The following is an 11,922-nucleotide window of genomic DNA, read 5'->3' on the forward strand; positions in this document are numbered from 1 at the left end:
CAAGCGCTGCGGATGAAGATAGCGATTTTTGAAAGGAAGGTTCGTCAGGGCGCAGTTGCTAAATGCGCGGTAACCAAAGTTCAGCAAGCAAATATCGATAAATCGCTGATAGAGAAAACTGATCCGAAAGTCAACTTTTAGTTTCTGGGACTCTATGGCGCGCTGGTGGCTCCCTCCACTGGGCGGTCCAGGCTCAGGGGTTGATGTTCGACCGAGAGCCGTGAGAACAGACCGACGGCTGACAAACAGGCTCGCTACAGCAAAGCTTTGTTTTGCCAATGCCTCGAACGAAGACATCGATTTTGGATCTCACCCCGGTCTTGATCGCCGGAACGTCCTATCTCTGGCGCAAGGTGCATGGCTGAAGGCAAACGAGAACCTAATCCTGACCGGCCAAACAGGCACCGGAAAGAGGTGGATTGCTTGTGCCTTTGCACAACAGGCGGCCCGCCTCAACGACTCAGTCCAGCCAACGCTGTTTGAGGACCTCGCACTTGCCAGGCTGGATGGACGCTTTCCGCGCCTCGTCGATAAGCTTGCGCGCGTGCACTTGCTGGTGCTGGATGACTGGCGAACACATACCTTGAACGATCGACAGCGCCTCGATCTGCTAGAACTCTTCGAGGAGCGATATCGGCGGAATCGACCTGATCACGGCTCAGCTTCCCGTGGCCCGGCACGAAATGATCGGAGAGGCCACTCTGGCTGATGCGATTTTGGACCGTATTGTTCACAACGCTCACCGCACAACGCTCGAAGGCGACAGCATGCGGAGACGAAAAAACCGACGCTCTTGACCGGCTGCGAAATAACCGAAATCAACATCCGTAACAGCAACCAGGCGACCGGAGTGGGGATCGCATCCCTTGTCCGGACTTAGCGAAACGCTTGTCCGCAACCGCTGAAATGACTATCCCGATTTACCGAAATCCGCACGGTTGAGCCGCTAAACCAGCCCAGGCGCCAATGCCATTCCCGCGGGAGCTACGAGCATTGCTCGCCGATCACTCCGATGACGATAGGCATCTGCGAACTCTAGGACGTGGCGTCAAACAACAGGCCCAGATGGTCAGCAGGACCCCGGCGCCTGCGACCTCGCCGCGCGAACCTCTGCAACCAATGTGTCGATCAAGGGTGCAGTATGATCGCGATCAAGATCGCAATGAGGTGATCCGAGATACCACGATCGCCGAGCCGCCGTCCGCAAAGACAAGGAGGGGGAACAATACGGCATCGGAAGTGTTTATTTATCAACCTTCCGCGCCGCTTGGAAGGGAGGAGAGGCCGGGAAGAAGTGCTTTCAGCGTTTCGTTTCCGGCCTTTTTACGCGGAGTGCACTTATTAGGTGGAGGCAGTCATGAACCTCGCGAACCTCCAGATCGAAGGGCTACTGATGGCGATTGCTTCCATCAATCACGTGTTGGTTCGGCGCGGCCTGTTATCGGCCGAAGACATCGAGATCGCATTGCGAAAGGCTGAGGCGATCGAGACAGGTGGCGAAGCCTGGCAGGGACTGTCGCCGGTGCATCGTGATGCGATCAGTTTCCCGATACTGCTACTGCAACTCGCTAATCGCTGCCAGCCCGAGGCGGATCTTCCATGCTTCTCCGAGTTGGCCGGCATGGTCGGCAGAATGAAAGCCCCGGGCGAAGATCAGGATAGACCGTTCTCGAAGTAGGGACCACCTCGACTGCAACTAGGTACGATGGCGCCGTCCGCTAACCCTCTAATACCTGGCCGCCCTTCACGGGCAGTCAGACGACCAGGCCCGTAGCCTGGAGGACCGCTCCTTCCGGATTGAGACTCCGCTTTGGGGGGAGTCCTCAACCCTTTATATTTGTCCGCTACTCGGACTAGCGTTCCCAGCGGCCTTCGTATTTGAACTCCGGGGCCGTCTTGAGCTGATCCTTGGTCGCGTCCATCACCGCCGTCCACTTCTTGTCGTTTTCGACGTATGTGATTTTGACGGCCTTCGGGCTCACAATTACATAGCGATCTCCCATCCCCAGAAACCCGCCAACCGACACGATGTACCCCGTCAGCTGGTCGTCCGACAGGATCAAATCTTTGATCTCCCCGATCGCCTCGTTGGCATTGTTGGTGACGTTGAGATTGATGAGATTGTAGCTCAGCACATCGGTCGGCTTGGCGGTGACGAAGGTTTCGGTGGTCGTGGTTTCGGCCGTCTGCGCGGAAGCCGTTCCTAAGATCATCGCAGTCGCAGCAACAGCAGTCAGAATACGTCGCATGGTCCCACTCCTTTGAGCATGTTCATGAACCCGGAAACGCCCTGATGTGAGCAAAAGTTCCAACGACCTCAGTTAATTACGCCGGTTTCATGCACCGCTATTTGAGCCAATATGGGGGCTGCGGGGATTCAGAATCGTTCATGCCAGGGCAGTCCTGTTTGAGTTACCTCCAATTGTCTTCGGCCCGATCCCAGTCCATGGGCGTTTTCTCTTCTCTTGGTTTTGCGTCTATACAAACAACTCACAACGTCGGAATTGGTTCGAGCCGTCGCCCAGACGGTTCGAGATCTGTTTCGAGACGCGTTGGCCGGAAGCACTGGCCGCGGTTTTTCTGCTCAGAGTTTGTTTTTCGGCCCGTGCCCCGCGGGGTGATCTGCGGCGCAGCTCGGTTATCGAGATCGCTGATCATGTGGCGTTGCGTGCAGGTCGTCGATCGGCCTGGTGCATTGGCACTTTCAAGGGCAGACAAGGACTATATAGCTAGACAGTCTAGCCAAAATGGAGCGAAACTATGGAATGGCAACTGCAGGACGCCAAGAACCAATTCTCGAAGGTGGTGCAGAAGGCGCGCCATGAAGGGCCGCAGATTGTCACGCTGCGCGGTGAGCGCACAGCCGTCGTGCTGTCCGCTCATGACTACGACGCTCTGCGCGCCGGCCGGCCAACGCTGGTCGACGATCTGCTGGGCGGTCCCGCTTGGGACGATCAGTTCGCTGATGTGGGGAATGTACGCGCCAAGCCGCCAAGCCGCGATGTGGCCTTCTGATGTATCTGGTTGACACCAACATCGTCTCAGAGGCGCGACGCGGCACGCCGCAGGCGGTGTCTTGGCTGCGCTCTGTCGATCCGCTCAGCATCCACCTGAGTGCGCTTACCCTCGGCGAAATCATGCGCGGCATTGCCCTGAAACAGAGGTCGGATCCAAAGACTGCCGCGCACTTCACCGAATGGTTGCGCAAGCTGCGCCACGACCATGGCGACCGCATTTTGCCGATAACCAACCAAATCGCGGTCGAATGGCGCCGCATCGCGGCAATCCGCCCCTGCGGCGATATCGACGGGTTGATTGCCGCGACTGCGATCGTCCACGATCTCATCCTTGTCACACGCAACGTCAAGGATTTCGAAGACACAGACGCCTCCGTGATCAACCCTTGGGAGAGCTCGGCGTGAGCCGCTCGGCGTCGATCACCCGTTGCATGCCGGCATTCACTGTGTCCATTCGATGGCGTGCCGGTTTCCTGTTTTAGACCTCTGAAGTTGCAAAATGTTATCGACTGTTGTCTTCCCGACCCTTCATAGAATGTCACCCGCGGCAAAGACACAGTTTCACGTGTTCTGGGAGCGAGCTTAGCGTCAGCCGATTGACGGAGCGCGGCCGGCGCCCCCTTCTGTCCAGCGCCGGAAGAGTGCACTGGCATTGACCCCGCCAAAGCCGAAGCCATTCGATATGGCGTATTCAGTGTCCAGGTGTCGCGCTTCGTTCGCGACGAAATCGATACCATCGGCTCCGGATCCGGAGCATTCAGGTTCAAGGTCGGTGGTGCGACCTGGTTGCTGAGCGCCAGAATCGTGAATATGGCCTCCAGTCCTCCGGCCGCGCCGAGCAGGTGCCCCGTGGCCGATTTCGTCCCGCTGACAGCCACGGTCATTTTGGAACCAAAAACGTTCTTGATCGCCCTGATTTCACCGAGATCCCCGACCTGTGTCGAGGTGGCGTGCGCGTTCAGATGACCGATCTCAAGCGGAGAAATTCTAGCTTGTGAAATAGCGATCTCCATGGCTCTGCGCGCGCCGGTCCCGTCTTCGGGTCCGGACGTTATGTGATGGGCGTCAGCAGTCGTGCCATATCCGACCAGTTCAGCAAGTGGCGTGGCGCCGCGAGCAAGCGCGTGGCTTAGGGATTCGATGACGAGCATGCCGGCTCCTTCGCCCATGACGAAGCCATCGCGTGACATATCGAAGGGACGCGATGCCCGGCTTGGTGCTCCGTTAAAGCTGGTCGACAGCGATCTGGCAGCTGCGAAACCACCAAGACTGACGATATTCATGCAGGCTTCTGTCCCACCGCAAATCGCAATATCGGCTTCATCGGCGCGGATGAGCCTGGCGGCATCGCCGATTGCCTGAACGCCAGCAGCACATGCCGTTACGGGCGCGCCGAGGGGGCCTTTGAAGCCATGGCGGATCGAGACTTGCCCCGCTGCGAGATTGACGAGAAACGACGGTATAGTGAAGGGTGAAAGACGACGCACACCACGTTGATCGACGGTGCGCACCGCTTCGGTGATTGCGGGGAAGCCGCCGATGCCCGACGCGATGATCGTCGCGGTACGTAGCCGGTCTTCATTCGAGGTCGGGTTCCAGTTCGCCTGCGCGAGGGCCTCTTCAGCGGCCGCCAGTGCGAAGATAATGAACCGGTCGACCTTGCGCTGGTCCTTCGGAGCCATGATCGTGTCGGGATCGAAACCGCCTTCTTGATCCTCAGTGAACGAGGAGACCACACCTCCAATTTTCGAAGGCAGGTCCCCAACGACGTCGTCACCCAGTCGCCGAATACCACTTTCACCCGCAAGCAGGCGCGACCAGGAGATACCGACATTCGCACCAAGGGGACTTACAGCTCCCATTCCTGTTACAACGATACGACGCATGTGTTCTCACCTGTATTCAGTTTAAAATAGGCATGCCTCTAGCCTCCCGGCCGACGATGCGGTCAGGGTCTGTTGTTAAAACATGCAGTACGTACGGCCTCGAAGACGCTCTCACCCGAACCGGGCGGTATCTAAAGCTGGTCCTTATTCGCGCCGAGTTATCGAACCAGCTCAGCCTTCAGACGACATCGTCACCGCGCGCAATGCTTCTGACTTCGCTGGCCGCCGCGTCGAGGATCCCTTGCGACAAATTCTGGTCTTCCATGATCCGTGACAGCGTAACGGCCCCCACCATGAGTGACAGTATGGCCATCGCCCTACTGCTGGGATTAGAGTCCTTTTCGCCGATCAGTTCATCCAGAACCTCAAAGTGAGCCCGGATCCCGACTTCAAACGGGCGCCTTACCTCTTCGCTCTGGCGAGCCGCGTCCGATCCCAACGCCACCAAAGGGCAACCCTCTGCTTTTTCGCCTCTGTGGTCCGAGGAGAGATAGAACTCCATGACGGCTTCAAGCGGATCCGGACTGTTCGCCGCCGCCGCTGACCATCTTCGGGTAGCACTTTCCATTGCGCGCCTCGAGGCCAGCGCAGCAAGGTCGTCCTTCGACGCGAACTGCTTGTAGAAACCACCTTGGGTAAGGCCAGCACCCTTCATCAGATCCTTGAGCCCGATGCCATCGAAGCCATGTTCTCGAAAAAGACGACTTGCGACGTTGATCACCGTCTCACGGTTCTCCTCGGCCTGTGCCCGGCTCACTCTCATATCGACCTCCGTTTAGATTTCATTTGACATCTATAATGCAAATAGAGTTAGATCGCAATCTAAATTATCCGCGTCGCCGGTCAAGAAGAGAAACTGAAAATGAAACGCAAACATGTCCTGACTTTCGTAGGTCTCGTGGCAGCGGCAGCGGCAGCCGGTGCCTTTTTCCTGGTTTTCGAACCCGCCAGACGGGAGGCCGAGGCTGCTGACCCAAGGACGGCTTCACCACTGGTAAGAGTGGCTGAGGCGGCGAGGACTGGAACAGCGGAACGCTCGTTTACCGGCGCGGTCGCTTCCCGGGTACAGAGCAATCTCGGATTTCGAGTTCCGGGCAAGATCCTTGAGCGGATGGTGGATGTGGGACAGCAGGTCAGGCAAGGTCAGGCTCTGATGCGCATTGACGAGACCGATCTCCAGCTTGCGCTCACAGCGAAGCGCAATACCGCTGCCGCAGCACGCGCCGTTCTGATCCAGGTGCAAGCAGACGAAAAGCGCTATGCGGCGCTGGTAAAAAATGGATTGGCGGCCACTCCACAGCGCTATGAACAAGCTAAGGCGGCGCTCGACACTGCCATGGCACAACTTGCAGCAGCTGAAGCGGAAGCCGAGGTCGCGGAAAACGCGGCCAGCTATACCGTTCTTCTAGCAGATTCGGATGGAATTGTCGTCGATACTCTCGGAGATCCCGGGCAGGTCGTTGCAGCGGGTCAGACCGTCATTCAACTTGCCCAGGCGGGGCCGCGTGAAGCTGTTGTCTGGCTACCAGAGACCCTGCGGCCGAAGATCGGTTCCGAAGCGCAGGCCAGTGTCTATGGAGGCGAGGGTCTAAGCGGGAAGGCAAGGCTGCGACAGATTTCCGATTCTGCCGATCCCCAAACTCGGACTTACGAGGCGCGTTATATTCTCGAAGGCAACGCGGCCTCAGCCCCGATTGGCTCGACTGTGACAATCAGAATTCTAGATGCTGACCGCCAATCGGAGGTTGCCGTACCAGTGGGCGCTATCCTGGACGATGGTAGTCGGACAGGTGTGTGGGTGGTCGATAACACATCTTCATCCGTGAAGTTTACTCCGATCGAAGTGAAGCGGATCGGCGAAGAGACGGCGTTTGTTATCGGAGTGGGGGTTGGCCAACAGGTTGTCGCTCTCGGCGCGCATCTGCTTGAAAATGGCGCCACCGTCAGGGTTGCCTCTCAGCAAGAGGTGACAAAGTAATGAACTTCAACCTTTCCGCCATCGCCGTTCGCGAACGCGCCGCTACCTTGTTCTTCATCGTTCTGCTGGCAGCTGCGGGCGCCTACGCCTTCGTCAAGCTGGGACGCGCCGAGGATCCCTCCTTCACCATCAAGACACTGACGGTCACATCAGTTTGGCCGGGTGCCACAGCGCGCGAAATGCAGGATCTTGTGGCAGAGCCCCTAGAGAAGCGTATCCAGGAACTCACCTGGTACGACCGCGTCGAGATGACAACGCGACCGGGTTACGCCTTCCTGACGGTCACGCTCAAAGACAATACGCCAGCATCTGCCGTCGACGAGGAGTTCTATCAGGCGCGCAAGAAGCTCGGTGACGAAGCCCCAAATTTGCCCCCGGGCGTTATTGGCCCGTTTGTCAACGACGAGTATTCCGATGTCAGCTTCGGCCTTTACGCATTGAAGGCGAACGGGATGCCGATGCGCGACCTCGTCCGGCAGGCCGAGGTCATCCGCCAGGATCTCCTGCATGTCCCCGGAGTTAAGAAAATCAACATTCTCGGAGAGCGCCCAGAACAGATCTTCGTCGAATTTTCCTATGCCAAGCTGGCAACACTTGGAATATCGGCGCAGGATATCGCTGCTGCTTTACAGAGACAGAACACAGTCACGCCCGCGGGCTCAATCGACACCAGAGGGCCACAGGTCTTTATCCGGTTCGACGGGGCCTACAACAGCGTGCAGGCGATTGCCGACACGCCCATTGTTGCTGCTGGACGAACACTTAAGCTCTCCGATCTGGCCGATGTGCGACGCGGTTATCAGGACCCCGCAACCTATGTCATCCGCCATGAGGGCGAACCCGCGATCATGCTCGGCGCGGTGATGCAAGCGGGCTGGAACGGACTGGATCTCGGCAAGGCGCTTGAGGCTCGGTCCGCCGCGATCGCGCAGACACTGCCGCTGGGCATGACTCTCACTAAGGTCAGCGATCAGGCCGTGAACATCGATGAGGCGGTCGGTGAGTTCATGCTCAAGTTCGCAATGGCGCTTGGTGTCGTTCTGTTGGTAAGCCTGGTTGCACTGGGCTGGCGTGTCGGTATCGTCGTGGCCCTTGCCGTGCCGCTCACACTTGCGGTTGTCTTCCTCATCATGCTGGAAACAGGGCGGTTTTTCGATCGCATCACGCTCGGCGCTTTGATCCTTGCACTGGGGCTTCTGGTTGACGATGCCATCATCGCGATAGAAGTCATGGTCGTGAAGATGGAAGAGGGCATGGACCGCATCAAGGCGGCCGCCTATGCGTGGAGCCATACCGCGGCGCCGATGCTATCGGGCACGCTGGTCACGATCATCGGACTGATGCCCGTGGGTTTTGCAAAATCAACCGCTGGCGAGTACGCTGGCAATATCTTCTGGGTCGTCGGTTTCGCGCTGATCGTATCCTGGATCGTCGCGGTGACGTTTACGCCCTACCTTGGCGTAAAGATGCTGCCAAAAATCAAGCCAGTCGAGGGCGGTCATCACGCCATCTACGATACGCCGAACTACCGTCGCCTGCGTTCCGTCATCGAGTTCGCCGTCCGGCATAAATTTATGGTATGCGCCGTGGTTGGCATCGCCATGGCCGCCTCGGTCGTCGGGATGGGCGGTGTGAAGCAGCAGTTCTTCCCGACATCGGACCGTCCCGAGGTGCTGGTTGAAGTGCGCATGCCCGAAGGCACGGGCATCGAGGCCACATCATCGGCGGTGAAGAAAGTCGAAGATTGGCTACAGGCTCAGCCAGAGACAAAGATCGTCACTAGCTATGTGGGGCAGGGCGCACCCCGGTTCTTCTTTGCCATGGCTCCGGAATTGCCAGATCCCGCCTTCGCCAAGGTCGTCGTGCTGACGCCGGATGCCCATGCACGCGAAGAACTGAAGCACCGCCTTCGTGCCGCAATATCGGAGGGTCTTGTTCCCGAGGCCTCCGTGCGCGTGACCCAGCTCGTATTTGGACCGTATACGCCGTTCCCAGTCGAGTTCCGGATCATGGGGCCTGATCAGGATGAACTCTACAAGATTTCCGAGCAAGCTCTGGCAATTATGAAAACTGTGCCCGATGTCCGTCAGGCCAACCGGGATTGGGGCAACCGTACGCCGGTGTTACGCTTTATTTCGGATCAGGAGAGGCTTAATCTGATCGGTCTTTCACCGTCGGAAGCGGCTCAGCAGATGCAGTTGCTGCTCAGCGGTGTTCCTGTCACACAGGTTCGCGACAATATCCGCAACGTGCCTGTTGTCGCACGCAGCGCTGGCGAAAATCGCCTCGATCCATCAAGGCTTGCCGACTTTTCGCTGATGAGCCGGAATGGCCGCCAGGTTCCCCTGGATCAGATGGGGCATTCCGAGATCCGCTTCGAAGAACCGATCCTGAAACGCCGCGACCGGACCCCGGTCATCACCATCAGGTCGGACATCAACGAGGCGACACAGCCTCCGGAGGTCTCGCAACAGGTCATGAAGGCCCTTCAGCCGCTGATCGCATCGCTTCCAGTTGGATACCGCATCGAAATGGGCGGCAACATCGAGGAGTCCCTGAAGGCCAACGTTGCCCTTGTGCAGGTTTTCCCACTGATGATCGCAGCTATGTTGATCGTCATCATCCTGCAGGTTCGCAGTCTATCGACAATGACAATGGTGATGCTGACCGCACCGCTTGGTCTTGCCGGGGTGGTTCCGACCTTGTTCTTGTTCAATCAGCCATTCGGCTTCAACGCTATTCTCGGATTGATCGGGCTCGCAGGCATCCTGATGCGAAACACGTTGATCCTCACTGAGCAGATCAAGGAGAACCAGGCGGCTGGTCTCGATGGCTACCATGCTGTCATCGAAGCCACTGTGCAGCGCACGCGCCCTGTCATCCTGACTGCTCTCGCGGCAATCCTGGCCTTCATACCTTTGACCCATTCCGTGTTCTGGGGATCGATGGCTTATACTCTGATCGGTGGCACAGCGGTAGGCACAGTGATGATCCTGCTCTTCCTTCCGGCCCTGTATGCCGTGTGGTTCCGTATCAAGCCACCCAAAGCAGATGGGAAAGAGGAAACGGTCGAACATCTGGCACAGCCGATGGCGCTGGCGGCAGAATAGGGGCGTCCATGCCACGTATCACGATCCCACAGGGGCGCACGGGCACCGAAGTCGAGATGTGGCGCGAGCGTATACTCGATGTGACGGAAGGACACTTTCGCCGCATCGGTTACCGGAAGACAGCCGATCGCGCTTATGATGCAGACAGCCGGCATGACCTCATCCTTGATCAAGGCGGCGAACCAGTCGTTCCGCCGCGCCGGCATCGCAAGCATCAACATGTCTATGATCGTATCGCTTACAAACAGCGATGGGGCATCGATTTGCCAAACTCAAACAATGGCGACGCATCGCAACACGCTATGACAAGCTCGCCGCCCAATTTCCTCGGCTTCATAAATCTCGCAAGCATCATGCTCTGGCTCAAATGATTAATTCGCCACTACAGCCTAGTCCTTCTCTGGGCCGCTTGGCGTCAAAGTCGATTCTTCGCGGGGCTACGCTTGCTATCAGGCCGAAGTCGAACTAAGTTTATGAGACTAAGTTCGAGGTAGGGCCATGCACACTGTAAATATTCACGAGGCGAAAACTCATTTGTCCCGGCTCATTGAGAAAGCAGCGAAAGGCGAGTCCTTTATCATTGCCAAATCGGGTAAGCCTTTGGTGAAGGTCGTCGCGGTCGAGACTCCTACCGCCGACGAAACTCGTCGCGTCGGATTCATGGCGGGGCAGTTTTCCGTACCGGAAGACTTCGATCGTATGGGTGGCGAAGATATCGAGAAACTGTTTGGCGGCGAATGATGAAACTCCTGCTGGATACGCATCTTCTGCTTTGGGCTGCGGGAGAGCCTGGGAAGCTGCCGCCCGCCGCTCTGGCTGAAATCGAGAATACCGAAAATGTCTTGCTATTTAGCGCGGCGAGTCTTTGGGAGGTGGCCATCAAGCGCGGACTTGGCCGGGCCGATTTTACCGTAGATCCACGACTACTTCGCCGCGGTCTCATCGATAACGGCTACCAAGAGCTCCCAATCACCAGCGCACACGCAGTAGCGGTGGAAGGACTGCCAGCGATCCATAAGGACCCCTTTGATCGGATTTTAGTCGCTCAATCGATCGTGGAGGGTGTCACCTTGTTGACTGTCGATGAACTGGTCGGGCAGTATCCAGCTCCCATTCGCTGTATGCAAAAATAGCGCGAAATCCCCTGCTCGCTCATTCGGAGCGCGCCGGTGTGGACGAATTCCCGCGTGTTCATGTTTCCCTCAGTCGCGCCGAGGCGTAGGCGCTTCAAGGACGTTCATTTATCTTTGCGATTGCACCGAGCCGGACGCACGATTTGCGCCCCCGGCGTTCAGTACCCAGACGTTCTACTTGTTTGGTAATGATGTTCCCGCAGACTTAAGGTTGAATTGCGTGCGATCGAGGAGGCTTGGAGGCGCTTGTCAAATGCCGATAGAGCTCCAGCGCATAATCTTCCTTGCCGTAGATGAAGCGATAGATCGTCTCGGTGCAGACACGSACGGCGCTSACGCCATCGGCGAACAGGCGACCGGCGATCTGTTCCGGTGACCACAGCGCCTCCAGCTGCTCGATGACCAGTGCGCGCAATTGCGGGTGCCGCATCAGCTTCCTCAAACGCCGCCGYCGCTCTTTGCGGATGTCGTCGGCAACCGTTGGGAAGTAGCCGCTGTATTCGGGCAGTTCGCGATCGTGGAATGTATTGCGCCTGATCTCGCGATAGATGGTGGAACGGTGACGACCGAGTTGGCGCGCCATTTCATTGATCGGCACCTTGCGTTCGACMAAGTGATAGAGGCGGCGGCGATCCGCCAGATTCAGCTGCGAATAGCTTCGTGACATCCCAAAATCTCCAAGGGGAAACCATTGAAATCATTGGCATGTCGCACTTGAAAATAGAATGTACCCGGCTACACGAGATGTGGCAGCAAGGTTGAACTGTCACGTTGGCGCAAAGTAGAAATGTCACTTTG

11 protein-coding genes and 3 pseudogenes are annotated in these 11,922 nt (G+C 57.6%); 10 read left to right on the forward strand and 4 right to left on the reverse strand.

The genetic code is table 11. The features are described 5' to 3' along the window. Window positions 1-154: 154 nt before the first annotated feature. The 3 genes from ASD52_RS37940 (at window position 155) to ASD52_RS28410 (ending at window position 1,678) form a co-directional block, all read left to right on the forward strand. Window positions 155-709, forward strand: coding sequence for an ATP-binding protein (locus tag ASD52_RS37940; protein WP_272502215.1), 555 nt, complete (start codon window positions 155-157; stop codon window positions 707-709). After that, entirely contained in the window at window positions 684-797 is a 114-nt protein-coding gene (locus ASD52_RS40655) for an ATP-binding protein (RefSeq protein ID WP_272502216.1), read from the forward strand. The genes ASD52_RS37940 and ASD52_RS40655 overlap by 26 nt, the downstream gene beginning before the upstream one ends. Window positions 798-1,357: 560 nt before the next feature. Then, a complete protein-coding gene (locus ASD52_RS28410) occupies window positions 1,358-1,678 on the forward strand; it encodes a hypothetical protein (RefSeq protein WP_057208110.1) in 321 nt (106 codons plus the stop codon). Window positions 1,679-1,853: 175 nt separating this feature from the next. Here the strand turns inward: ASD52_RS28410 and ASD52_RS28415 are convergent, their stop codons facing one another. After that, complete coding sequence (locus ASD52_RS28415; RefSeq protein WP_057226360.1) at window positions 1,854-2,249, reverse strand: PRC-barrel domain-containing protein; 396 nt, start codon at window positions 2,247-2,249, stop codon at window positions 1,854-1,856. A 511-nt stretch (window positions 2,250-2,760) separates the two neighbouring features. Between ASD52_RS28415 and ASD52_RS28420 the strand changes: the two genes are divergently transcribed. Both ASD52_RS28420 and ASD52_RS28425 read left to right on the forward strand, forming a co-directional pair. Then, window positions 2,761-3,015, forward strand: a complete 255-nt coding sequence (locus ASD52_RS28420) for a type II toxin-antitoxin system Phd/YefM family antitoxin (protein WP_057208114.1) — start codon at window positions 2,761-2,763, stop codon at window positions 3,013-3,015. Beyond that, window positions 3,015-3,422: a type II toxin-antitoxin system VapC family toxin gene (locus tag ASD52_RS28425; protein ID WP_057226362.1), complete on the forward strand. Its 408-nt coding sequence runs from the start codon at window positions 3,015-3,017 to the stop codon at window positions 3,420-3,422. The genes ASD52_RS28420 and ASD52_RS28425 overlap by 1 nt, the downstream gene beginning before the upstream one ends. 183 nt (window positions 3,423-3,605) lie before the next feature. On the opposite strand, the pseudogene fabF reads toward ASD52_RS28425, so the two are convergent. Together fabF and ASD52_RS28435 are read right to left on the reverse strand one after the other, a co-directional pair. Then, window positions 3,606-4,903: pseudogene (gene fabF, locus ASD52_RS37945) on the reverse strand (beta-ketoacyl-ACP synthase II). Window positions 4,904-5,081: 178 nt separating this feature from the next. Beyond that, entirely contained in the window at window positions 5,082-5,666 is a 585-nt protein-coding gene (locus ASD52_RS28435; RefSeq protein ID WP_057208117.1) for a TetR/AcrR family transcriptional regulator, read from the reverse strand. A gap of 99 nt (window positions 5,667-5,765) precedes the next feature. On the opposite strand from ASD52_RS28435, the gene ASD52_RS28440 reads away from it, so the two are divergent. From ASD52_RS28440 to ASD52_RS28460, 5 genes and pseudogenes are all read left to right on the forward strand, one after another. Then, a complete protein-coding gene (locus ASD52_RS28440; protein WP_057208152.1) occupies window positions 5,766-6,881 on the forward strand; it encodes an efflux RND transporter periplasmic adaptor subunit in 1,116 nt (371 codons plus the stop codon). Beyond that, complete coding sequence (locus ASD52_RS28445) at window positions 6,881-9,991, forward strand: efflux RND transporter permease subunit (protein WP_057226366.1); 3,111 nt, start codon at window positions 6,881-6,883, stop codon at window positions 9,989-9,991. The genes ASD52_RS28440 and ASD52_RS28445 overlap by 1 nt, the downstream gene beginning before the upstream one ends. A gap of 122 nt (window positions 9,992-10,113) precedes the next feature. Then, window positions 10,114-10,362: pseudogene (locus tag ASD52_RS28450) on the forward strand (transposase); the annotation flags it as partial. Between the two features lie 127 nt (window positions 10,363-10,489). Continuing rightward, a complete protein-coding gene (locus tag ASD52_RS28455) occupies window positions 10,490-10,732 on the forward strand; it encodes a type II toxin-antitoxin system prevent-host-death family antitoxin (RefSeq protein WP_057208155.1) in 243 nt (80 codons plus the stop codon). Then, complete coding sequence (locus ASD52_RS28460) at window positions 10,732-11,124, forward strand: type II toxin-antitoxin system VapC family toxin (protein WP_057226370.1); 393 nt, start codon at window positions 10,732-10,734, stop codon at window positions 11,122-11,124. The genes ASD52_RS28455 and ASD52_RS28460 overlap by 1 nt, the downstream gene beginning before the upstream one ends. Before the next feature lie 250 nt (window positions 11,125-11,374). Here ASD52_RS28460 and ASD52_RS28465 read toward each other — a convergent pair. After that, window positions 11,375-11,791 (reverse strand): annotated as a pseudogene (locus ASD52_RS28465) (helix-turn-helix domain-containing protein); the annotation flags it as partial. Between the last annotated feature and the right edge of the window lie 131 nt (window positions 11,792-11,922).

Origin of the sequence: Ensifer sp. Root142, assembly GCF_001426785.1 — a bacterium.
Classification (GTDB): Bacteria; Pseudomonadota; Alphaproteobacteria; order Rhizobiales; family Rhizobiaceae; genus Ensifer; species Ensifer canadensis.